19 protein-coding genes and 1 pseudogene are annotated in these 23,675 nt (G+C 65.8%); 15 read left to right on the top strand and 5 right to left on the bottom strand.

Translation table 11 applies throughout. From position 1 onward, the window contains the following. Positions 1-216 precede the first annotated feature (216 nt). From SR870_RS14790 to SR870_RS14760, 7 genes are all read left to right on the top strand, one after another. Positions 217-1,212 (top strand): PstS family phosphate ABC transporter substrate-binding protein, encoded by a 996-nt coding sequence (locus SR870_RS14790; protein WP_322514304.1) that lies wholly within the window; start codon positions 217-219, stop codon positions 1,210-1,212. Positions 1,213-1,272: 60 nt separating this feature from the next. Next, positions 1,273-1,509: a hypothetical protein gene (locus SR870_RS14785; RefSeq protein WP_416221085.1), complete on the top strand. Its 237-nt coding sequence runs from the start codon at positions 1,273-1,275 to the stop codon at positions 1,507-1,509. Between the two features lie 296 nt (positions 1,510-1,805). Continuing rightward, a complete protein-coding gene (locus tag SR870_RS14780; RefSeq protein WP_322514303.1) occupies positions 1,806-2,423 on the top strand; it encodes a hypothetical protein in 618 nt (205 codons plus the stop codon). A 746-nt stretch (positions 2,424-3,169) separates the two neighbouring features. Further along, on the top strand, positions 3,170-5,512 hold the full coding sequence (locus SR870_RS14775) for a TonB-dependent siderophore receptor (protein WP_322514302.1): 2,343 nt from the start codon (positions 3,170-3,172) through the stop codon (positions 5,510-5,512). Between the two features lie 270 nt (positions 5,513-5,782). Further along, on the top strand, positions 5,783-6,940 hold the full coding sequence (locus SR870_RS14770; RefSeq protein WP_322518276.1) for a PepSY-associated TM helix domain-containing protein: 1,158 nt from the start codon (positions 5,783-5,785) through the stop codon (positions 6,938-6,940). A 442-nt stretch (positions 6,941-7,382) separates the two neighbouring features. After that, positions 7,383-8,468, top strand: a complete 1,086-nt coding sequence (locus SR870_RS14765; protein ID WP_322514301.1) for a glycosyltransferase family 4 protein — start codon at positions 7,383-7,385, stop codon at positions 8,466-8,468. Positions 8,469-8,532: 64 nt separating this feature from the next. Further along, complete coding sequence (locus tag SR870_RS14760; RefSeq protein ID WP_322514300.1) at positions 8,533-9,075, top strand: methylated-DNA--[protein]-cysteine S-methyltransferase; 543 nt, start codon at positions 8,533-8,535, stop codon at positions 9,073-9,075. An 87-nt stretch (positions 9,076-9,162) separates the two neighbouring features. Here the strand turns inward: SR870_RS14760 and SR870_RS14755 are convergent, their stop codons facing one another. The 3 genes from SR870_RS14755 to SR870_RS14745 all read right to left on the bottom strand — a co-directional run bounded on the left by SR870_RS14755 (position 9,163) and on the right by SR870_RS14745 (position 11,775). Then, positions 9,163-9,780, bottom strand: a complete 618-nt coding sequence (locus tag SR870_RS14755) for a glutathione S-transferase (protein WP_322514299.1) — start codon at positions 9,778-9,780, stop codon at positions 9,163-9,165. A gap of 196 nt (positions 9,781-9,976) precedes the next feature. Then, positions 9,977-10,819 carry a fumarylacetoacetate hydrolase family protein gene (locus tag SR870_RS14750; RefSeq protein WP_322514298.1) on the bottom strand — a complete coding sequence of 281 codons (843 nt, stop codon included), beginning with the start codon at positions 10,817-10,819 and terminating at the stop codon, positions 9,977-9,979. 107 nt (positions 10,820-10,926) lie between these two features. Continuing rightward, on the bottom strand, positions 10,927-11,775 hold the full coding sequence (locus tag SR870_RS14745) for an MBL fold metallo-hydrolase (protein ID WP_322514297.1): 849 nt from the start codon (positions 11,773-11,775) through the stop codon (positions 10,927-10,929). Positions 11,776-11,895: 120 nt separating this feature from the next. Between SR870_RS14745 and SR870_RS14740 the strand changes: the two genes are divergently transcribed. The 4 genes from SR870_RS14740 to SR870_RS14725 all read left to right on the top strand — a co-directional run bounded on the left by SR870_RS14740 (position 11,896) and on the right by SR870_RS14725 (position 15,716). Further along, a complete protein-coding gene (locus tag SR870_RS14740) occupies positions 11,896-12,309 on the top strand; it encodes a DUF3775 domain-containing protein (RefSeq protein WP_322514296.1) in 414 nt (137 codons plus the stop codon). A gap of 309 nt (positions 12,310-12,618) precedes the next feature. Beyond that, entirely contained in the window at positions 12,619-13,281 is a 663-nt protein-coding gene (locus tag SR870_RS14735; RefSeq protein ID WP_322514295.1) for a Crp/Fnr family transcriptional regulator, read from the top strand. Between the two features lie 140 nt (positions 13,282-13,421). Next, entirely contained in the window at positions 13,422-14,027 is a 606-nt protein-coding gene (locus SR870_RS14730; protein WP_322514294.1) for a nuclear transport factor 2 family protein, read from the top strand. Positions 14,028-14,180: 153 nt separating this feature from the next. Further along, complete coding sequence (locus SR870_RS14725) at positions 14,181-15,716, top strand: class I adenylate-forming enzyme family protein (protein ID WP_322514293.1); 1,536 nt, start codon at positions 14,181-14,183, stop codon at positions 15,714-15,716. Positions 15,717-15,930: 214 nt separating this feature from the next. On the opposite strand, the gene SR870_RS14720 is transcribed toward SR870_RS14725, so the two are convergent. Continuing rightward, positions 15,931-16,146 (bottom strand): SlyX family protein, encoded by a 216-nt coding sequence (locus tag SR870_RS14720; protein ID WP_322514292.1) that lies wholly within the window; start codon positions 16,144-16,146, stop codon positions 15,931-15,933. 177 nt (positions 16,147-16,323) lie between these two features. On the opposite strand from SR870_RS14720, the gene ggt reads away from it, so the two are divergent. Both ggt and SR870_RS14710 read left to right on the top strand, forming a co-directional pair. Next, the gene (gene ggt, locus SR870_RS14715; RefSeq protein ID WP_322514291.1) at positions 16,324-17,910 is read left to right on the top strand and encodes a gamma-glutamyltransferase; all 1,587 of its coding nucleotides are present in this window, start codon (positions 16,324-16,326) and stop codon (positions 17,908-17,910) included. A gap of 84 nt (positions 17,911-17,994) precedes the next feature. Further along, positions 17,995-18,976: pseudogene (locus SR870_RS14710) on the top strand (D-2-hydroxyacid dehydrogenase family protein). Between the two features lie 105 nt (positions 18,977-19,081). Here the strand turns inward: SR870_RS14710 and SR870_RS14705 are convergent. After that, a complete protein-coding gene (locus tag SR870_RS14705) occupies positions 19,082-19,297 on the bottom strand; it encodes a CsbD family protein (protein WP_322514290.1) in 216 nt (71 codons plus the stop codon). 452 nt (positions 19,298-19,749) lie between these two features. On the opposite strand from SR870_RS14705, the gene SR870_RS14700 reads away from it, so the two are divergent. Beyond that, positions 19,750-22,383: an ATP-binding protein gene (locus tag SR870_RS14700; RefSeq protein ID WP_322514289.1), complete on the top strand. Its 2,634-nt coding sequence runs from the start codon at positions 19,750-19,752 to the stop codon at positions 22,381-22,383. Between the two features lie 176 nt (positions 22,384-22,559). Then, positions 22,560-23,666 (top strand): efflux RND transporter periplasmic adaptor subunit, encoded by a 1,107-nt coding sequence (locus SR870_RS14695; RefSeq protein WP_322514288.1) that lies wholly within the window; start codon positions 22,560-22,562, stop codon positions 23,664-23,666. Positions 23,667-23,675: the final 9 nt, after the last annotated feature.

Below are 23,675 nucleotides of genomic sequence, written 5' to 3'. Positions count from 1 at the left end.
CGAGCACGGTCGCTTGCACTGCTGCAGAACAGGGGGCGATGAGCCGTGTTGACGTTTTGTCGGGGCCGGAGCGGCGGCGGTGGAGCTTGGAGCGGAAAAACGCCCCCCAAACGCGGTAAATTTATGCCATATTTACAGATGTCGCTGAGGTCGATCGACGGATCAGCGTGACATGGCAGTGACATCAATAAAATGGGGACTCTCTTGAGAATCGACATGATCTCGGTCGCGGTGGCCTGCGTCGCGTTCGCCGCCGCATCAGTCGGTCCGGCCGAGGCCCGCGATCAGCTATGGATCGCCGCTTCACCCTCCGACCAGAGCTTCGCCAAGGCTGTGTCCGAGCAATTCGGCAAAGCCGGCAGGTTCAAGACGCCAATCGTAAAAGACGGAGGCCCGCCAGCCGGGTTAATGTCGTTCTGCCGCGGCGTCGGCCCCGACAATTTCGATATCGCTTTCTCCTCGCGCCGGATCGCTTCTTCCGAAGTCGAGCTCTGCAATAAGAACGGCGTCAAAGACATTACTCAAGTGCAGTTTGGCTATGACGCCCTTGTGTTTGTCACCAATAAGGCGAGCCAGACCCCGGCCCTCTCGCGCACGGCTGTCTACCTTGCGATCGCGCGGGACGTTCCGGTCAAAGGCACGTTGGCGTCAAATACGAGCAAGCCGGCCAATACTTTCTACATTCCGAGCGCTAACCACGGTGCGCGCGACAAGTTCGACGAACTGGTGATGGTTTCGTCGTGCGCGTCCACCGGGGCCTATGCGATTATCCAGAAAACCAATCCAGACAAATCCAAAGTAGCGGCGCAATGTCGGGCAACGCGGCAAGCCGCGAATGTGGTCGATATGGACAGCGACAGCGACACACTCGCTCGTCTTCAATCCGATCCCAAAGGCGTCGGCGTGGTCACCTGGTCTTTCTACACGAACAACGAAGACAAGTTGAAAGTTGTCGCTTTGGATGGCGTCGTCCCGTCGAAAGCGACGGTGGCTTCAGCCGCATTCCCGATAGCGTATCCTCTCTATTTGTATGTGAAAAAGGCTCATATCGGCCAGATCCCGGGGATTAAGGAGTGGATCGCCGAACTCACAAGTGAAAAAGCGTTCGGCCCTTCCGGCTATCTTGAGGATAGCGGCCTCGTCTCAATGCCGGATGCACAAAGGCGACAGTCGCGTGCTGATGCCCAGGCCCTCGTATCATATAAACCTTGAGCGGGTGCCGCACGCGCAACCATTGCTGGTTGACTGGTTCGCCGATCGGTTGACAAACCGATGTGCGCGACAAGATGGCGGAGCGACGGCGCGGTGGCGGCGCGGAACGGCCTGCACGAGGCGACGCCGCTGTGGTACTACATCCTCAAGGAAGCCCAACAGCGCGGCCAGGGCGAGCGTCTCGGGCCGGTCGGCGCGACGCTGCTCGCGTCCGAGGTCCCTGGCACCTTCACCATGGCGGATCTGCTGCGCTTCGTCGGCGACATCAGTCCGATCGACGGCGTCGCTACGGTCTGATCGCGCGCGCCGCCGCCCGCCGGCGCATGATCGTCTCCGACGACCGGCCTCCGGTCGTCGGAACCGTGCCGCGGCGGGCGGCCTCGCTGCCGCATCGCTGCTGCTTCGGCCGCCGTCGCCGAACTGATCACCTGCAACTGCGCGTCATCCGGAACCGCGCCTCGTCCGTCGCCGCTGCGTCCGTTCAAGCCCGCTTCATCTTCGTTCGGCCCTAATCGACATCAAGATCAAGCCTGCCTTGAACCGGGAGATTCGCCGGTTCTGGCCAACAGGGCGGACCCACCGAGGAGAATTTCATGCACCAGAGTCTTCGTCCCGTCGCCGCCTGGTTCGGCGCCGGCTGTGTTGCCGTCGCGTTGGCGTCGGCGTCCGGATCCGCCGCATTCGCCCAGGCCAAATCCGCGCAGGACGCCAAGCCGCCGGCCGCGACCCAGCCCTCGCCCGAAGCCGCGGCGCCGTCGCAGCCGGCGTTCAAGGAAATCACGCTGACCGAGAAGCAGGTCCAGGGCGTGCTCGCCGCCCACAAGGACATCGACGCGGTCGCCGCCAAGCTTCCCGACGATCCGCAGGCCAAGCCGGACCCGAAGATCGTCCAGCAACTCGACGCCGCCGCCAAGAAGCACGGCTTCGCCGATTACGGCGACTACAGCGAAGTGGTCGAGACCATCAGCATGGTGATGGCCGGCGTCGACGCCAAGACCAAGACCTATGTCGGCCCCGAGGCCGAGCTGAAGGCGCAGATCGCGCTGGTCGAAGCCGACACCAAGATGTCGGCGGACGACAAGAAGCTGGCGCTGGCCGATCTCAACGAGGCGCTGAAATCCCCGGGCCCCACGGTGCAGAACAAGGCCAATATCGAGCTCGTCCTGAAGAACTACGACAAGCTCACCGAAGCGCTCGAGGAAGACGAATAGCCGCGCGACCGCGCACGTCACAGTAATCTCCGTCCGAAACACCAACGCCGCCTCATCCCCGAGGCGGCGTTTTTGTTTGTCGCAGCCGTCCCAGCCACGCATCCAGCTATACCTCCCGCCACCCCCACACCCCTCATCCTGAGGAGCCCGCCTCGCCCGTAAGGGCGAAGCGGGCGTCTCGAAGGATGGCAACGGGGATGCCGCTCGCGGCCATCCTTCGAGACGCGCGATATCACCCTGCGGGCGACCTCGCGCTCCTCAGGATGAGGTTGTGCGTGTGCGGCGCGGTCTTCTCGAACGAACGTGCGCGGACTCTCGCGAGAGAATCGAGGTGCGTGTTGTCAGGTGTTGGCGGCAAAACCAGTCGCTTGTCGATCGATACGCGATTCACTCCGTCATGGCCGGGCTTGTCCCGGCCATCCACGCCTTTCTCGCGGCTCCCGCTGCAAGAACGTGGATGCCCGGCACAAGGCGGGGAATGACGAGTTGGCGCCACTTCTGAAGAGTCCGGCGTCGCCCACAGCGAAGCTGCGGCGTCTTGAAGGATGGCTGCGGGCAGGCGGCGCCCGGGAGGGGGCCCGCTTGCGATCGTCCCGCTGCGATGCACGCTGACGTTGCCCCGACCGCCAGCCCACGCCAGATGCGATTGCGCATTAGAGCGATTCAACGCCGCCCGTTGCCCCTTCACCGTGCTGCGTCTGCTAAGTGCGACCAAACGTCCCGTTTGCACTGGAAGTCGTACCCGCATGTCGAACCCGCCCCATCGCCTGATCGGAAGCAACCCGCGAACGTCGAACGGCCGCGCGATCGCGCGCCTGCTGCTCGGCGCCGCGATCTGCGCGATCAGTCTGTCGCTGTCGCGGCCCGCCGTTGCCCAGTCCGCTGCGGGCCAGGCCGGCGCCCAGCTTCCGTCGGTCACCGTCGATGCGCCGAAGCCGCGGCCGCAGCGATCAGCGGCCGCCCCGAGGCGAAACTCACAGGCCACCGCACGCCGGGCGTCGCGTCGCCAGCGCAATCCCGCGCCGGCCCAGCCGACGCATTCCGAACGCGCCGCCGCGGCCGCCGCCATCCTCAACGAGCAGAAGCTCGGCTATCGCGCGATGCCGAGCCCGACGACGCTGCGCTCCGGCGCCTCGCCGCTGGATACGTCGCAATCCGTCAACGTCGTGCCCGAGCAGGTGCTGAAGGATCAGCTCCCGCGCAATCTCGACGACGCGCTCGCCAACGTCTCCGGCGTCACCCAGACCAACACGCTCGCCGGCACCTTCGACGCGGTGATCCGGCGCGGCTTCGGCGAGAACCGCGACGGCTCGATCATGCGCAACGGCATGCCAATCGTGCAGGGCCGCGCGCTCGACGCCACGGTCGAGAGCGTCGAGGTGCTGAAAGGCCCGGCCTCGCTGCTGTATGGCATCCAGTCCCCCGGCGGCGTGATCAACACCATCAGCAAGCGCCCGGATCTGTATCAGCACGGCTCGGTCACGCTGCTGGGCTCGACCTTCGGCGGCGGCAAGGACGGCATCAACGGCATCTTCGACATCACCGGCCCGGTCGGCGACAACGGTGTCGCCTATCGGTTGATCGCCTCCGGCCTCGATGAGGACTATTGGCGCAATTTCGGCCAGAGCCGCGAGACGCTGATTTCGCCGTCGCTGGCCTGGTACGGCGAGGCCACCACGGTCCATTTCAACTACACCCACCGCGAATTCAGCTACCCGTTCGACCGCGGCACCGCCTTCGTGGGCGGTTCTCCGCTGGCGATCCCGGCGACGCGGCGGCTCGACGAGCCGTTCAACAAGCATTGGGGCCATTCGGATCTGGTGCAGGGTTCGGTCGAGCAGAAGCTCAACGACGACTGGAAGCTCACCGCCGCCTACAGCTTCAACACCGAGAGCTACGACGCCAATCAGCTCCGCATCACCGCGGTCAATGCCGCCACCGGCGTCGAACGCCGCAGCAATGACGGCACCCACGGCGCGCTGGCCTATGCCAGCTACGGCACCTCCTATCTGCAGGGCAATGTCTGGATCGGTGACCTCCGCAACGAGGTGCTGATCGGCGGCGACGCCCAGCGCCGCGTGATCTATCGCCAGGACCTGATCCGGCAGAGCACCGCGAACTTCAACTTCTACAACCCGAATTACGGGCTGATTCAGCCCGGCACCAATGTCTCGGCCTCCGACAGCGACCAGACCGACAAGCTCGAGACCCGCTCGCTGTTCGTTCAGGACACGCTGCATCTCACCGACCGGTTCTCGCTGGTCGGCGGCCTGCGCTGGATGGAGTACGAGCAGCTCGCCGGCCGCGGCCGGCCGTTCACGGCGAACACCGATCTCGAAGGCAGCAAGCTGCTGCCGCTCGGCGGCGCGATCTTCAAGCTCACCCGGCAGGTCTCGCTCTACGCCAGCTACACCCAGTCGCTGCAGCCGACCTCGACGATCGCGCCATTGACCGGCGGCGTCGTCATCGGCTCCAACATCGCGCCGGAAGAAGGCACGCAGTATGAGGCCGGCCTGAAATTCGACCTGAACAAGCGGCTGTCCGGCACGCTGGCGGTCTACGACATCGACAAGAAGAACGTGCTGGTGTCGCAGTTCAATTCGACCACCGGCCTCAACGAATATCGCGCCGCCGGCAAGGTGCGCTCGCGCGGCGTCGAGCTCGACGTCACCGGCCGGCTCAGCGACCAGTGGAGCATGATCGGCAGCTACGGCTACACCGACGCCTATGTGACCGAAGATCCGACGCTGGTCGGCAAGCGCCTGCAGAACGTCGCGATGAACACCGCCTCGCTGTATCTGGTGTATGATTTCGGCACCGCGCTGCCCGGCCGTCTGCGGCTCGGCGGCGGCGCCCGCTATGCCGGCGACCGGCCCGGCGACAGCACCAATTCCTTCGTGCTGCCGGCCTATACGGTGGCCGATGTCTTCGCCACCTACGAGACGAAGGTGGCCGGCACGCCGGTGATCTATCAGCTCAACGTCAAGAACCTGTTCGACACCGTGTACTATCCCTCGGCGGTCAACACCCTGAACGTCGCGATCGGCGACGCCCGCCGCTTCTCGCTGTCGGCCACGGCGAAGTTCTGAGCATGATCCCGAAAAGTGGGTACCGGTTTTCGGATCAGATCATGCTTGGAGCTTGGCCGGAACTGCAATCAGTGAAGTCGCGCATTTTCGTTTCAACTCGTCATGCCCGGCCTTGTGCCGGGCATCCACGTCTTGCAGCGGAAGCCGCAAGCAGGACGTGGATGGCCGGGACGAGCCCGGCCATGACGCAACAGCTCGTGAAGTAGGCCGCGTATCAAACGCCTGACACGCTGTCCGAGTTTCCCGCCGGACTCTCAGGAAGAGAGCATGATGCGACCGCCTTCGATCAAGTCGATCCTGCTGCAACTGCATTCGATCGCCGGCCTGACGCTGTCGCTGTTCCTCGCAATGATCGCGCTGAGCGGCGCGATGCTGAGTTTCGAGGACGAGATCCTGGCCGCGCTGAATGCCGACCGCACCAGGGTCGAGGTCCGCGCGACGCCGCGGCTGCAACCAGACGAATTGATCGCCCGGCTGCAGGCCGCCACCGGCGCCGGCAAGATCGCGTCGATCACGCTGGCGCGCGATACGGCGTCGGCGGTTCACATCCGCTTCGTGCGCAACGATGACACTTCCCGGCCGTCGTCGGTCTATGTCGATCCCCATGACGCCCGCGTGCTCGGCCATCCGGTCGGCGAGGGCTTCTTCGCCACGGTGCGCAAGCTGCATCGCTGGCTGCTGCTGCCGGGCGACGCCAAAGGCTGGGGCCGGCCGATCGGCGGCATCGTCGCGCTCGGCCTGATTGCGATGCTGATCACCGGCCTGGTGCTCCGCTGGCCGCATCGCGCCGGCAGCGCGAAAGTCTGGCTGAAGCCGAACCTGCGGCTGCGCGGTCGCGGCCTGCACCGCTCGTTGCACGCGGTGATCGGCACCTGGGCGATGCTGATCTATCTGGTGATGGTGCTGACCGGGCTATGGTGGTCGTTCGACTGGTACAGAGACGGCGCCATGTGGCTGTTGTCCAGCGCGCCGGCGCGCGCCGAACCGATGCGGCCGTCGCCGAAGCGCATGGCCCAGTCCGGAGAGCTGCCGCTCGACCGGGTCTGGTCCGCCTTCCTGCAACAGCAAGGCGACCGCTTCGTCACCGCGCGCCTGACGCTGCCGGCCGGCGGCACGCTGGTGCGCGTCCGATCCTGGACGAACCCCGACGCCGATGGCGTCCGCGACGAACTCCGTATCGATGCGCTGAGCGGCCGGATCGTCTCCGCCGACCTCTACGCCGCCAAGCCGCTCGGCGACCGCATCCTCGCCCGCGTGCTCGACATCCACCGCGGCAACATCCTCGGTTTGCCGGGCAAACTCCTGTTCATGCTCGCAGCACTGGCAATGCCGCTGTTCGTCGTCACCGGGTTGTTGCTGTATCTGTCACGCCGACGTCACAAGCGCCTGTCGCAACGCCCGCTCGGAGAATTGGTGGCGGGAAAATAGCGCGGATGGTCGGCGAATTGTCGGCCGTCTCACAAGCAAGACCTCATCCTGAGAGCCTGACCGAAATGCGGGCAGCAAAATCAGGCGCTTTTGTAAGGGGGCATTGGGCGATTAGTTTCGTCATGGCCGGGCTTGTCCCGGCCATCCACGCCTTTCTTGCGCCTCGCGCTGCAAGACGTGGATGCCCGGCACAAGGCCGGGCATGACGGGTTGAAAGGAAAGTGCCCGTTTTCATTGACCTCATGTCCGGCCAGGCTCTCCGGATGACGGTCGCACGCGTGGCGGCGAGGCGCAGCGCCGCCCGGCTGCACCAATCGATTGCCGCACGGCAGCAATGCACGGCTTCGACGGCGCACCGCCGCGTTGCACCATCGCCCGCCGCCGCGCTATAACGGCGCCGATGTGATGATCCGGATGCACCTTCGATGAGCCGGCGTTTCCCATGAAGGTCATGCTGGCGATCTTCAAACTCGACAGACTGGGCGGCAAGGAACGCGATTGCATGGCGATCGCGCGGCATCTTGCGGCGCGCGGTCACGACGTCACCGTGCTGACGAATTCGGCCGATGTCGCCGGCATCGAGGATCTGCGGATTACCAAGCTGCGCGCCCGCGGCCTCGCCAATCACGTGCTGCTGCGCGACTTTGCACGCGCGGTGATCGCCCACAGGCTGCGCGAGAAGCCCGACGCGATGCTGTCGTTCGAACGAATCCCCGACGTCGACTATCACTACGTCGCCGACGGCGCCGCGATCCTGCACGCGTGGCGGCTGCTGGTGTGGCCGCCGCGCCGCCGCACCCGGCTGGCGCTGGAGCGCGCGGTGTTCGCCGCGCCGTCCGCGACCCGGTTGTTCTTCCTCACCGAGCGGCAGCGCGACGAATATTTCATCGCCTATGATTTCGATCCGGCCCGCGCCGCCGTGCTGCCGATGGTGCTGCACGACGATCGCTACGCCGCCGCGCGCAAGCTCGGCTCCGCCCCGTGGCGGAAAAATCTCGGCATTCCCGACGATGCGCTGATGGCGGTGTCGGTCGCGGTCGATCCGAAGCTCAAGGGCGTCGATCGCAGTCTCGCGGCGCTGGCGCTGTATCCGAAGCTGCATCTGGTCGTCGCCGGTTCGGATTCGCCGTGGCTGCATCGCCGCGTGGTGCGGCGCGACCTCGAGCGGCGGGTGCATATCGTGCCTTACGTCGCCGAGGTGATGGATCTGATCGCGGCGGCCGATTTCATGCTGCACCCCGCGCGCTCCGAAGCCGCCGGCCAGGTGATCGGCGAGGCGCTGCTCGCCGGCGTGCCGGTGCTCGCCTCGGCGGCCTGCGGCTATGCCGGCGAGATCGAGCGCAGCGGCGCCGGGCTGGTCTTGCCCGAGCCGTTCGAGCAGGCGGCGCTGGTCGCCGGCATCGCCGCGATGATCGATGCGCTGCCGGCGATGCGCGCGGCCGCGGCGGCTCGGGCGAAGAGCCTGCAGCAGCAGCGCGGCGCCTGGCTCACGGCGATCGCCGAGCGGATCGAGCAGGGCGGTTGCTGAAACCGGGTGGATCGCCGCACCCGCCGCGGCTAAGCTCGTGCGCGCATCAGCAACGGGAAGTCCGATGACGGCGCAGAACTACGCGATGTTCGACACCGCGCTCGGCCGCTGCGGCATCGCCTGGGGCGATCGCGGCGTGGTCGCCGTGCAACTGCCGCAGCCGAGCGAGGCGCAGACCCGCGCGCGGATTGTTCAGCGTTATGGCGAGATCGACGAAGCCGCGCCGCCGCCGCCGGTGCAGCAAGCGATCGACGGCATCGTCGCGCTACTCGCCGGCCAGCCGATCGACCTCACAAACATCCCGCTCGACCTCGACGGCGTCTCCGAATTCCAGCGCGGCGTCTACGAAATCGCCCGCACCATCCCGCCCGGGCAGACGCTTAGTTACGGCGACATCGCCAAGAAGCTCGGCGGAGTCGAACTCGCGCGCGAAGTCGGGCAGGCGCTCGGCCGCAATCCGGTGCCGGTGATTGTGCCGTGCCACCGCGTGCTCGCCGCCGGCGGCAAGCCCGGCGGATTTTCCGCCAATGGCGGCGTCGCCACCAAGCTCAAACTGCTGTCGATCGAGGGCGCGGCGGTCAACTACACGCCGAGCCTGTTCGATTGAGCGGCGCAATTCTTGCGGCGCGACCTGCCTGAAGTTTGTCACGGGTTTGCCGCAAGCCGCAAAGACTCACGCCGGCGGCGCAAAGGCTCACGCCGGCGGCGGCACCGAGACCTTAACCGATTGACGCTCCAGCATTTTCTCGTTGAACGCGGCGAGTTTGGGGTAGGCCTCGCGCCAGCCGCAATCCGGAAACCGGAAATCCGCATAACCGAGCACGCAAACCAGCCCGATCTGCGCCAAATCAAGCTGTCCGTTCAAGACCTTATCGGCCTTCTCGAAACGCGCCAGGCCGGTCCAGGCGCGATTCCAGTGGTCGTCGTACCAGCCCTGCCAGAACAGCTCCTTCGGCCGCACCAGCTTCTCGTAGCGGCACAGCAGCATCGAATCCAGCATGCCCTGCAGCAGCGAGTGATCACTCTTCACGCGCCACTTCTCCGGCCCCGAAGCCGGCATCAGTTTGCCGCCGCCGGCGAGGTCGTCGAGATACTCGGCGATCACGAAGGAATCGACGATCACCTCGCCGTTGTCGAGGATCAGCGCCGGCAGCTTCTTCAGCGGATTGACGTCGCGCATGTAGTCGTCATTGGCCTGCCCGGGGATCACCGTCGCCGAAACGAATTCGATCCGGTCGATCAGTCCGAGCTCGATCGCCGCGATCCGCAGCTTGCGCGCGAACGGCGAGGCGGGGGAGAACGAGAGTTTCATCGGAAGTCCCTTCCAATTGGGCTTATCAATACGGCGTTTCACCAACTACGACCTCATCCTGAGGAGCCCGGCAACGCGCGTCGCGCGTCGTCGGGCGTCTCGAAGGATGGGCCGCAGGCACCACTCACTTCGCCATCCTTCGAGACGCGCTCCTTGCGGAGCGCTCCTCAGGATGAGGCTTTGCTCGTCGCAGCGCTCACGCCGCCACGATGGTCTGCTTCTGCTCGCCGAGACCGTCGATGCCGAGCGTGACGACGTCGCCGACATCGAGGAATTGCGGGGGTTTCATGCCCATGCCGACGCCGGGCGGGGTGCCGGTGGTGATGATGTCGCCGGGCAGCAGCGTCATCAGTTCGGACAAATAGGACACGATCTTCGGCACGTTGAAGATCATCGTCGCGGTCGAGCCGGTCTGGCAGCGCTTGCCGTTGACGTCGAGCCACATCCCGAGCTTGTGCACGTCGGCGATCTCGTCCCTGGTGACGAGCCACGGGCCCAGCGGCCCGAAGGTGTCGTGCGACTTGCCCTTGGTCCATTGCCCCATGCGCTCGATCTGGAAGGCGCGTTCGGAGACGTCGTTGCAGACCGCGTAGCCGGCGACGTAGTCGAGCGCATCGGCCTCGGAGACGTATTTGGCGCGGGTGCCGATCACGATCGCGAGTTCGACTTCCCAGTCGAGTTTGGTCGAGCCGCGCGGCTTTTCGACGTCGTCGTTCGGCCCGCACAGCGAGCTCGACGCCTTCATGAAGACGATCGGCTCGGACGGAATCGGCATGTTGGCTTCGGCGGCGTGATCCGCGTAGTTCAGCCCGATCGCGATGAATTTCGGCGCGCCGCCGACCGGCGATCCGATCCGCGGCTGGCCTGCCACGGCCGGCAGGCTCGCGGGATCGAGCGCGGCGAGCTTGGCGAGGCCGGCCGGCGCAAACGCTTCGCCGGCGAGGTCCGGCAGTTGCGCCGACAGATCGCGCAACTGGCCTGATTTATCGATCAGGCCGGGCTTCTCCTGGCCAATCTCACCATATCGAACGAGCTTCATGTAGCGCTTCCTCCTGAATTTTGCTGCTCACCTCATGGAGCAGCGCCGCGCGGAATTCAACCGGCGTAGTCGCGGGCGGCCCATGCGGCGTTGCTGCGCGGGCGCTGTTATTGCGCTGCCACCAGCCGGAAGGCGTCGCCGTCGCGCGTGATGTGGCCGGGTCCGAAATGGCCGCCGATCACCAGCGTCGGCGTATCGGCGAAGCGCGAGAACAGCGCGCGCCGGGATTCGGTCGATTGCTTCGGATCGAAATCGACCGTCGAGGCCCAGTCCAGATGCGCCATCTGGCAGGGATGGTGCGCGACGTCGCCGCTCAGCAGCGCCTCTTTGCCATCGGACCGGACGTGCAGGCTGACATGGCCGGGGCTGTGGCCGGGCGTCGGGATCAGCGTGATCTCGTCCGCCACCGCAGCGTCGCTCGCCACCAGGTCGACCAGACCGGCATCGACCACCGGCTTGATCGAATCCGCGAACACCGCCGCGTGCTCGCCCTCGGTGCTGTGCTGTTTCCAGTAGTCGTATTCGTCGCGCGCGAACACATAGCGTGCGTTGCCGAAGGTCGGCACCCAGCGCCCATCGACGAGCCTTGTATTCCAGCCGACGTGATCGACGTGCAGATGCGTGCAGATCACGGTGTCGATGCTGTCCGCGGGATAGCCCGCCGCGGCCATGTCGGCGAGAAAAGGCCTGTCCAGCCCGTTCCAGGTCGGCACGCTGCGGCCCTGCTTGTCGTTGCCGATGCAGGTATCGACCACGATGCGGCGCGTCGGCGTCTCGACCACCAGCGCGTGCACCGTCATTCGCAGCCGGCCCTCCGCATTGGCGAAGTCCGGCGCGAGCCAGGCCAGCTTCTGGATTTCCTCGTTGGTCGCCTGCGGCAGGATGAACCGGGTGCCCCCGGTGGATTCGATTTCGACGATTTTTGTGATCTTGACCTTGCCGATCGTCCAGCCCATCCCACGTCTCTCCCGACTGTTGTTTTGCCCGACCATGCTGGTTTTGCCGGTGCGGTGCAATGGATCATCCGCCGCTGCGACGCGTTGGTCGTATGGCGCCAAACGATGGGAGATCATTCGATGCCTGAACTCGCAATTTCCACCGACAAGGTCGGCTTCCTGATCGAGAAGGCACGGGAATACGACGTCAAGGAAGGCGCCACGGACGTCGATTCCGGGTCGAACGGCGCCGACGACAACATGATCGACGTGCTGGAAGACAACGGCAACGATCCGGTGGCGCAGGAGATCGCCGGCTTCATCGCCGCGATGACCGAGGAAGAACAGATCGATCTCGTCGCGCTGATGCGGCTCGGCCGCGGCGACGGCAGCATCGAGGAATGGGAGGATCTCCGCCGCGAGGCCGCCGACGGCCGCAACGGCCGCACCGCGCGCTACCTGCTCGGCGAGCCGCTGCTCAGCGACTATCTCGCCGCCGGCCTCGACGAATTCGGCCTGTCGTGGAGCGACGAGCGGATCACGCCGGTGGCGTGATGCTTGATCGGCGACGATCAGTGGATCGCCCCGATCGTATTCTGCCCGGTCTCCATCTGCGGAGCGTGACCGCTGAGGCGACGCGGCTCCAACCTGGTCTCGTCCGTTGAAGGATCAAGGGGGAGCTCAACGCGCGCGCGTACCGGTCTGCATGTTCTCGCCGAAGGCTCTCTTTCGTCGACTACCCGTTTGAAACTGTTGCGGCGAGACCTCGTACCTTCACTAGGTTCGGAGTTTTTACCAGCGATTTCAGGCGGCGGCGGTCTATCATTTCAGCCGTATCAGCTTCCCATGGAGTTGGAGACGGTTATGAGGTTGGAAGCCGATTTCGACTACCGGGAGTTTTTCGCCAGGCCCGGCGCTGGAAAGTCGATCCTGCGGTTCACGCGGGACCAGGAGATCTTCTCCCAGGGCGACGCCGCCGACAGCGTGTTCTTTCTGCTCGATGGCCGGATCAAGGTCGTGGTGCTGTCCGCGCAGGGCAAGGAGGCGGCGATCCGTCTGGTGGAATCCGGGCAGTTTTTCGGGGATGACTGCCTCATCGGCGATGAGACGCGTTGCGCGACCACGATCGCGATGCGCGATTGCGTCGTCGCCTCGATCAACAAATGCCTGATGATCGAGGCGCTACGCACCGAAGCCGATTTCGCCGAACTGTTCACCCGCCATCTGCTGCTGCGCAACCGCGGGATGGAAGAGGATCTGATCGACCAGCTGTTCAACTCCAGCGAGAAGCGGCTGGCGCGGTTGCTGCTGCGCCTCTCGAAGCTCGACAATGACGGCAGCGCGCAGCCGATCGCACCGCACATCAGCCAGGAGACGCTGGCGGAGATGATCGGCACTACGCGTTCGCGCGTGAGCTTCTTCATGAACAAGTTCCGCAAGCTCGGCCTGATCAGCTACGACCGCAACATCGAGGTGCACCCGCGGTTGAGCGCGATGCTGCAGGACCGCTCCGAAGCCCGCAACTGAGCCGCGCGGCCCCGCCCGATCGCGGCCTTGCCTCCTCCGACCCGACGCCGAAGCAGGGCGCCGCTGCATCCGGCCCCCTCGCACTTTGTGCTGCCGTTCTTATAGTGGCACCGCGCAAGACGCTGGGGCGGAAACGGCAGATGGATCCGGAGTTGCAGGACAGGCTCGCGATTCGCGACCTGATCGAGAATTGGGTGGTGTGGCGGGACGCCGGCGACTGGGACCGGTTTCGCACCGTCTGGTTCGACGACGGCCGGATGATGGCGACCTGGACCCAAGGCACCGCCGACGAATTCATCGCCATGAGCAAGGCCGGCTGGGCCAAGGGCGTCTCGATCCTGCATTTCCTCGGTGGGCAGGCGATCGACCTCGCGGGGCCCCGCGCGATCTCGCAGACCAAGATGACGATCGCGCAGCGCGCCCGCGTGCACGACGTCGTGGTCGACGTCGTCTGCACCGGGCGGTTCTACGATTTTCTCGAAAAGCGCGACGGCCGCTGGGGCTTCGTGCTGCGTCAGCCGATCTATGAAAAGGACCGGATGGATCCGGTCGATCCCTCGGCGAAGCTCGAACTCGATGCCGCGCTGCTCGCGCAATTCCCCGAAGGCTATCGGCATCTGGCGTATCTGCAGAGCCGGATCGGCTACCAGATCAAGCGCGACATGCCGGGCCTTCAAGGCGAGGCGGTGGAGCGGCTTTACGCCAGCGGCGCGGCGTGGTTGAGGGGAGAGAAGCTGGATCGGTAGGCTTTCGACGCCGTCGGCGTCATCCTGAGGGGCGCGCCTCGAAGGATGGGCCACACGTGCCGCTGTCATCCTTCGAGGCTCGCTTCGCTCGCGCCTCAGGATGACGAGTCTTGCTGCTATACAGAGCCAACAAGAAACCAACCGGAGACCGAAATGCCCGACTTCATCACCCTCGACGAACTGGTGCGCCGCACGGCGCAGGCGCATCCGGACCGGATCGCGGTGATCGACGGTGAGCGTCAATTGCGTTACGCGGAATTCGACGCGCTGATCGACCGTGTCGCGGCCGCCTTGCAGCGCGACGGTATCGAGCCGACCGATGCGATCTCGATCTGCGCGCTGTCCTCGATCGAATACGTCGCGACCTTTCTCGGCGCGCTCCGCGCCGGCGTCGCGGTGGCGCCGCTGGCGCCGTCCTCGACCGCGCAGGATCTCGCCGCGATGGTCAAGGACTCCGCCGCCAGGATCCTGTTCACCGACGACTTCGCCGCCGATGCGATGAAGGGCGCAGCGATCGACCCCGCCATCCGCCGCGTCGCGCTCGACGGCCGCGCCAGCGGGGCCGCCTTCGCCGGCTGGATCGCGCCGGAAGGCGCGAAGCCCGCGCCGGTGACGGTCGATCCGGAATGGGTGTTCAACATCATCTATTCGTCGGGCACCACCGGCACGCCGAAGGGCATCGTCCACACCCACTATCTACGCTGGCGGCAATACGGCCAGCTCGATCCGCTCGGCTACGGGCCCGACGCCGTGACGCTGCTGTCGACGCCGCTTTATTCCAACACCACGCTGGTGTGCTTCAACCCGACGCTGGCCGGCGGCGGCACGCTGGTGCTGATGAAGAAGTTCGACGCCAAGGGCTTCCTCGACCTGGCGCAGAAGCACCGCGTCACCCACGCGATGCTGGTGCCGGTGCAATATCGCCGGATCATGGCGATGCCCGAATTCGCCGACTACGATTTGTCGTCCTTCGTGATGAAGTTCTGCACCTCGGCGCCGTTCGCGGCCGAGCTGAAGCGCGATATCCTGGCGCGCTGGCCCGGCGGCCTCACCGAGTACTATGGCATGACCGAGGGCGGCGGCTCCTGCGCGCTGCTGGCGCACGAGCATCCCGACAAGCTCGCAACCGTCGGCCAGCCGATGCCGGAGCACGAGATCCGGCTGATCGACGAGGACGGCGATTTCGTCGCCCAGGGCGAGATTGGCGAAATCGTCGGCCGCTCGGCGGTGATGATGAAGGGCTATCTCAATCAGCCGCAGAAGACGGCCGAGACGTTGTGGACCGACAAGGAAGGCAACCGCTGGGTGCGCACCGGCGACGTCGGCCGGTTCGATGCCGAGGGCTTCCTGACGCTGATGGACCGCAAGAAGGACATGATCATCTCCGGCGGCTTCAACATCTGTCCGAGCGACATCGAGGCGATCGCGAGCCAGCATCCTGCGGTGCTCGAGGTTGCGGTGGTGGGCATGCCGTCGGAAGACTGGGGCGAGACGCCGGTGGCCTTCGCGGTGCCGCGTCCGGGCGCAGCGCTCGACCCCGCGGAGCTGAAAGCGTGGACCAACGCCCAGGTCGGCAAGACCCAGCGGCTGTCCGATGTCGTCCTCTCCGAAGCCTTGCCGCGCAGCGCGATCGGCAAGGTGCTGAAACGCGAGCTGCGCGATCAGCGATTGGCGGCGGGGCGGGACTAAACACCCTCCCCTGGAGGGGGAGGGTCGCTCGCGTAGCGAGCGGGGTGGGGTGGCGAAGAGTTCATCCGCCGTGCCCGCGGCTCACCCCACCCCGTCGTGCACCGCGCTTCGCGCGCTGCCCGCCGACCCTCCCCCTCCAGGGGAGGGTGAAGAGAGCCCCGCCACAGATCAGATTGCGGACTGGCGCAAGACCGCGCGCGACTACAGCCCCGCCTCAATAATGCGGCGGGCGCTCGTTGGCGGGGGCGGCGACGCTGGTTTCGGCCTGGGCGAGGCGCTCGGAGAGGGCCGCGATCTGTCGCGTCAGGGCGTCGATCTGCTTCCACTGCGCGGTGACGGTCTGGTTCAGCGTGTCGATGGTCTCGTCCTGATAGGTCAGGCGCATCTCCAGCGCCTCGATGCGGTCGCTGGGGGTTTGATCGTCGGCCATCGGACGCTCCACTGCTGTGCGGGCTCGCCGCGCGAGCGCGATGATCTATCAGCCGCGCCCGCCGCGCGAAACCCCGCAGCTCGAGGCATGCGTCGGCGAGGATTGCCCAGGCCCGCCGGAATATGCCAATTAGGCCGGCGCCGAAGCGCGGCGCGGTGAACCAATGAGCTTGTTCCCATGAGGAATTTTCACTTCGCCGGCCGGTCCACGGTCCATGCCCGAAACGCCATGGTGGCGACCTCGCATCCGCAGGCGGCGCTCGCCGCGATCGAGATTCTGCAGGCCGGCGGCACCGCGGCCGACGCCGCGATCGCGGCCTCCGCGCTGCTGGCGGTGATCGAACCGCAATCGACCGGCATCGGCGGCGATTGCTTCGCGCTGTATCAGCCCAAGGGGACCGGCAAGGTCGTCGCCTATAACGGCTCCGGCCGCGCGCCGGCGGCCGCCAAGGCGGAGTGGTTCCTGGAGCGCGGCATCGACGCCATCCCGCTGACCAGCCCGCATTCGGTGACGATCCCCGGCGCCATCGACGCCTGGGCGACGATCCTGCGCGACCACGGCCGGTTCGGCTTCGACAGGCTGCTGCAACCGGCGATCAAGGCGGCGGCCGAAGGCTATGTCGTCGCGCCGCGCGTCGCGTTCGACTGGAAGAACGGTTTTGCGAAGCTGAAGAAGGGCCACAACACCGAGCGCTATCTGCTGCCGAACGGCGAGGCCGCCGTGACCGGCGACGTCATCAAGCAGCCCGAGTTGGCGCAGACGCTGAAGCTGATCGCCGACAATGGTCCCGACGCGTTCTACAAGGGCGCGGTCGCGCAGGACATGGTCGAGACGCTGCGCGGGCTCGGCGGCCTGCACACGCTGGAGGATTTCGCCGGCCACTCCACCGAGACGACCTCGCCGATCGGCACCATCTACAAGGGCTTCGACGTCTGGCAGTGCCCGCCGAACGGTCCGGGGATCACCATGCTGGTGATGCTGAACATCCTCAGCCGGTTCGATCTGACGAAGTTCGGCCCGCTCAGCGTCGAGCGCTTCCATCTCGAGGCGGAAGCGGCGCGGATCGCCTACATGATGCGCGAGCTTCACATCGGCGACCCCGGCCATGTCGAGGTCGACGTGATCCGCATTCTGGCGCGCGAATTCGCCGAGGAGCATTTCAGCAAGATCGCGCTCGACAAGATCCTGGATCTGCCGAAGGTGTCGCCGCCGATGAACCCGTCGACGGTGTACATCACCGTGGTCGACGAGGACCGCAACGTCTGCTCGTTCATCAACTCGATCGCGCATTCGTTCGGCTCGGCGATCGTCTCGAACAACACCGGCATCCTGCTGCAGAATCGCGGCGCCGGCTTCCGCATTCAGCCCGGCCATCCGAACTGCATCGCGCCGAACAAGCGGCCGCTGCACACCATCATCCCGGCGCTCGCCACCGAGAACGGCCGGGCGCGGATGTCGTTCGGCGTGATGGGCGGCCAGTACCAGCCGGTCGGCCAGGTCCATGTCCTGACCAACATCCTGGACTACGGCCTCGACGTGCAGGAGGCGATCGATCTGCCGCGTGGGCTGCACTACGAGAACGTGTATCAGCTCGAGGAGGGCGTGCCCGCCGCGACGGTGGAGGGCCTGAAGGCGCTCGGCCACCAGGTCACTTCGGTCGGTACGCCGCACGGCGGCGGCCAGGCGATCTGGATCGACTGGGACAAGGGCACGCTCACCGGCGGCTCCGATCCGCGCAAGGATGGCTGCGCGCTGGGCTACTGAGAAAGCAATAGTTGCTCGGATCGAAGCGGCGATGGCTCCCCTCCCCGCAAGGGGGAGGGGAGAAGAAGAGAAGGGACACGCCGCGTGAAAGTCGCCATCCTCGACGATTACTTCGACACGCTGCGGACGCTGGAGTGCTTCGCCAAGCTCGACGGCCACGACGTCACGGTGTTCAACGATCACGTCCAGGACACCGACGCACTGGCGGAGCGGCTGCGTGATGCCGAGGCGCTGGTGCTGATCCGCGAGCGCACGCAGATCCGTGCCGCCTTGCTGGAGAAGCTGCCGAAGCTGAAGCTGATCAGCCAGCGCGGCGTCTATCCGCACATCGATATCGACGCCTGCACGCGGCTCGGCATCGTGGTGTCGTCGAACATGAGCGCCGGCGCGCCGTCCTATGCGGCGGCCGAATTGACCTGGGGTCTGGTGCTGGCGGCGATGCGACAGATTCCGCAGCAGATGGCGGCGCTCAAGGCCGGCACATGGCAGATCGGCGTCGGCCACACGCTGCGCGACAAGACTCTGGGAATTTACGGCTACGGCCGGATCGGCCGGGTGGTCGCGGGCTATGGCCGTGCTTTCGGCATGACGGTGCAGGTCTGGGCGCGCGAGCCCAATCTGGCGGAGGCGCGCGCCGACGGATATCTGATCGCGGGAAGCAGAGAGGAATTCTTCGCCGACAGCGACGTGCTGTCGCTGCACATGCGGCTGGTCGACGCCACCCGCGGCATCGTCACGCGTGCGGATCTGGCGCGGATGAAGCCGACGGCGCTGTTGGTCAACACCAGCAGGGCGGGGTTGATCGAGGTCGGAGCGCTGGTCGACGCGCTGCGTGCCGGCCGTCCCGGCATGGCGGCGGTCGACGTGTTCGGCCGAGCCGCTGCGTGATCCGCAGGATCCGCTGCTGACGATGGACAACGTCGTCGCCACGCCGCATATCGGCTACGTGTCGCACGACGAATACGAACTGCAGTTCGGCGATGTGTTCGACCAGATCGTGTCCTATGCGGCCGGCGAGCCGGTCGACATCGTCAACCCCGCGGTGATGGTTCGGGCGCGGCGTTGATCGGCTCCCAAACGCAGAAAGACCGGCCCAAGGCCGGTCTTTCGTGGTGATCTCTTTCGCAGTGATCGCAGCTTGGTAAACTAACCGCGATCGATCATGCCGCGCTCAGAGATTGCGGTGGGCGGCATCGGACACCTTGTCGGTGGTGTCCTTCACGGCTTCCTTGGCCTCGCCCATCGTCTTCTGGCCCTTGCCCTTGACTTCCTGCACCGCGCCTTCGCCCTGCAACTTCTCGGAGCCGGTGGCCTCGCCGATTCCCTGCTTGGCCTTGCCGGTCATCTCGTTGGCGGTGCCCTTGATCTTGTCCATCGTGCTACCCATCGAAACTCTCCTTGATCTCTCGAGCTTCACCTCACTGGTGTGCTTCGAAGAGACAACGGTGGGATCGGTCGGCAGTTCCGGAATTTATCGTTTCCGATCGGGTTAGAACGACGGAACGAACAGCCATCCGGCGAATCGAGGAGCGACGATGCGGAAGTCGATCCATCATCCGTCCCGGATGAGCAGTATTGCTCAGTCGATTTCTCCTGTAACTTTCGGCAATTGTTAACTGCCGTGGCTATCCTTGCAGCGGTCGCGTCCAAATTAACGCCTCGGAAGCAACGGGGTCCCATGGTCGCTACGCCATCGGCCGGGGTCGCCAGACGCCTGGGCGATAGCTGATACGCGGCGCCGGAAGACAGTAGTCGGTGGCGCGGGTATAATCACCTTGCCAGGCCCGGGTCCGGTGATTGAATGCAGAACCTGACGAGCGGCCGAGAGAGCGTTGCGAGATGTCCGGCCTACGGCAGACCATCATGACGGCACAGCGGATTCGGGGGGACTGGCCTTCGCGGTTGGCCTTCTGGTTCGGCGGCCGTGGCGCCGGCACCCTGACACCCGCCAATGTCGACGAACGCGAGATGCGGCTGATCCGCGCCGCGCAGATCCACAGCGTCAGCCGGCTGGTGCCGGTCACGATGTCGATCAATATGTTCAACGCGGCACTGGTCCTGGTGACGTTCTGGGACAGAAACTCCCACCTGTTCCTGCTGACGTGGTTCGGCTCGATCGGCATCGCTGCGGCGCTGGCTATGCGGTCCTGGCTCAAGACGCGGCACAATCCGCCGCGCGAGGCCTCCGCGAACGCGATCAGGCGGATGAGCGTGCAGGCCCTGATCCTCGGCATGATCTGGGGCGCAATGCCGATTGCACTGTTTCCCGATGCCGAGCCGACCGATCAGTTGATCATCGGCTGCCTTGTCACAGGTATGATGTCGGGCGGCGCGTTTGCGCTGTCCACGGTGCCGCGCGCAGGCCTTGCCTATACCTGGGCGATGGTGCTCGGCTCTGCGATCGCGCTGATGCTGTGCACCGGCACCGGCTATCAGATCACCATGATTTTTCTGATGCTCTACGCCGTGTTCATGTCGCGGAATCTGGTCTCGCACGGCGAGATGTTCTTCGACAATCTCCGCGCCCAGTTCGAACTCGAGCGCAACACCGAGATCATCTCTCTGCTGCTCAAGGATTTCCAGGCGAACGCCAGCGACTGGCTGTGGCAGACCGACAGCGAGGGGCGGCTGGTGCATGTGCCCGACCGCTTCGTCGAAGTCGCGCATCTGCCGGTCAGTATCCTGCAGGGCGCACAGCTCTCGGACGTGCTCGGCATGCTGTGCCCGGAAGACGGCCGCTGCGCGGCCGCGGTCGCCGCCAAGATGGCGGCGCGCGAACCGATGCACGAACTCGTCGTGCATGTGATGATCGGCGGCACCCAGCGGCTTTGGTCGCTGACGGCGCGGCCGATGCTCGATCACAACGGCGAGTTCACCGGCTATCGCGGCGTCGGCCGCGACGTCACCGAGCGCTGGCGGGCCGAGCAGGCCGAGGCCGAGAACCGCGCGAAATCCGGCTTCCTGGCGATGATGAGCCACGAAATCCGCACGCCGATGAACGGCGTGCTCGGACTCGCCAACTCGCTGCTCGAGACCAAGCTCGATCCGGAGCAGCATCACGCGGTCACGACGATCCGCGACTCCGGCGACAATCTGCTGCGGATCCTCAATGACATCCTCGACCTGTCCAAACTCGAGGCCGGTCGCATCGAATTCGAACAGGTCAACTTCTCGCCGTCGGTGCTGGTCGATGCGGTGCGGTCGATCGTCGAGCCGAACGCGCGGGCGAAGGGGCTGGCGCTGAAGGTCGACGTCGATCCGCGGCTGCCGCCGGCCCTGACCGGGGACGCCCAGCGAATTCGACAGGTGCTGCTCAACCTCGCCTTCAACGCGGTGAAGTTCACCGATCGGGGCGGCGTCACCATCGTGCTCACCTGCGTGAAGCGCGACGACAGCTACGCCACGATCGAGTGGCAGGTCACCGACACCGGCATCGGCATTCCGCCCGATCGGGTCGGCTCGCTGTTCACCGATTTCGCGCAAGGCGACGTTTCGATCAATCGCCGCTTCGGGGGCACGGGCCTGGGGCTGGCGATCAGCCGGCGCATCGTCGAGCAGATGGGCGGCACCATCGACGTGACCTCGAAGCTGGGCGAAGGATCGACCTTCCGCTTCAGTCTGGACTTGCCTTGGACCAACGCGCTGATCGCCGACTATCGGCTCGACCGGGTCGGCAATGACGATCTGCGAACCCGGATCGCGTTGCTCGGCCATTCGCTGCGGATGCTGATCGCCGAAGACGATGCCACCAATCAGATGGTGGTGCTGAAAATGCTGCAGGAATTCGCCGCCGAGACCCGCATCGTGTCCGACGGCGCCGAAGCGCTGCGCGCGGTGGCCGAGGAAGAGTTCGACGTCGTGCTGATGGATGTGCGGATGCCGACGATGGACGGGCTGGCCGCCACCCGCGCGATCCGCGCCCAGGGTGGCGCATTCGCCAAGCTGCCGATCATCGCCCTGACGGCGAATGCGTTCCCCGACGACATCAGGACCTGTCGCGAGGCCGGCATGACCGACTTCCTCGCCAAGCCGCTGCGCAAGCCCGCGCTGGTCGCAGCGGTGCTGCGCGCGCTGCGCGGCGGCGGCAGCCCGGCGGTGCTCGACCCGCCGGCCCCTCTGGCGCCGCCTCCGCCGCTCGATCTGAATATCCTGACCGAACTGACCGAGGAGATCGGCCGCGACCAGGTCAACGACATGGTGGCCCTGTTCTTCAGCGAAACCGAACGCCGGATCGCTTTGTTTCGCGGCTTCGGCGACGCCATTGATCGCGACATGCTGGCGATCGAAGCGCATGCGATGAAGGGTGGCGCTGCAACGTTGGGATTTGCGACAGTCGTCGATATCGCGCGCGCCATCGAACTGGGGGCATCGATCGCGTCGGCGGAAGCCCTCGAAGCGCAGGCCGATCAGCTCGCCAAGGCGCTGTCCGAATTGCGCCGGCACTGCGAGGGCAGTTTCAGGCTGGCGAGCTGACGGGCCCCGGCGGGCGATGCTGGCAATGATGATGGTGAAGCTCGATGGCGAGGCTCTGCAGCGCGCCTATGGCAGTGCGGCAGAATAGCGCAGCTCCTCGAAAATGACCACTGACGATTATTGACAATCGTCAGTGGTCATTCGACAGTGCCGCGTGGCTATTCGAGGACCTGTCGATGATTGCGCACCCGATGTTCGATGGACTTTTCCGGCTGCTGGCCGGCATTCTGGTTGCCCTCGCGGCGCTCGCTCTGGCGGGGTGCAATGACAAGCAGTCCAACAACGACCGTCCGGCGCGGCCCGTGTTGGTCGAGACGGTCTATTTCACGACGGCGTCCCCGGAGCGCAGCTTCGTCGGCACGGTCCGGCCGCGGATCGAGACCGATATCGGCTTCCGGGTCGCCGGCAAGGTGGCGCAGCGCCTGGTCGAGGTCGGTCAGACGGTCGAAATCGGCCAGCCGCTGGCGCTACTCGACCAGACCGATCTGAAGCTGCAGGCCGAGCAGGCCGACGCCGAGCACGGCGCCGCAAAGGGCGTGCTGGCGCAGGCGATCGCGTCCGAGAACCGGGCCAGAGAGCTTCGCACCAAGGGCTGGGCGACCGAAGCGCAGATGGACCAGGCGCGTGCTGCGGCGGACGAGGCCCGCGCCCGCTTTGCCCGCGCCGAGCGCTCGGTGGACCTCACTCGCAACGCACTGTCCTACGCCAGTCTGGTGGCCGACACCCGGGGCGTCGTCACCGCGACTCTGATCGACGCCGGCCAGGTCGTCTCGGCAGGACAGCCGGCATTCCGCATCGCGCGGTTCGGCGAGAAGGAGGCGGTGGTCGCAATCCCGGAGACGCTGATCACGCGGGCGACCCAGGGTGTCGCCAGTGTTTCGCTGTGGTCGGAGCCGCGCCGCAGCTACACGGCGAAGCTGCGGGAGGTTGCGCCGATGGCCGATCCCGCGACCCGCACTTTCCTCGCCAAGTTTTCGCTGCCCGACGCCGACGACCGTGTCGTGTTCGGGATGACGGCGACGCTGACGCTCGCCGATCCGGACACGCTCCGGGTCGCACGGGTGCCGCTGTCGGCGCTGTTCAATCAGGGTGGTACGTCGTCGGTCTATGTCGTCGACGCCGTCGGACAGGTGACGCTGAAGCCGGTGACGGTAAAGGCCTACGAGACCGAGAAGGTGGTGATCGGCGGTGGTGTCGAGGACGGCGCCAAGGTGGTCGTGCTCGGGGTGCAGAAGCTCGATCCGGCCGAAACGGTCCGGGTCGTCTCGTCGCTGTCGTTCTAGATCGCGCGG

This window comes from Rhodopseudomonas palustris, from assembly GCF_034479375.1.
Lineage (GTDB): Bacteria > Pseudomonadota > Alphaproteobacteria > Rhizobiales > Xanthobacteraceae > Rhodopseudomonas > Rhodopseudomonas palustris_M.
This window is presented reverse-complemented; position numbering and strand designations above follow the sequence as displayed.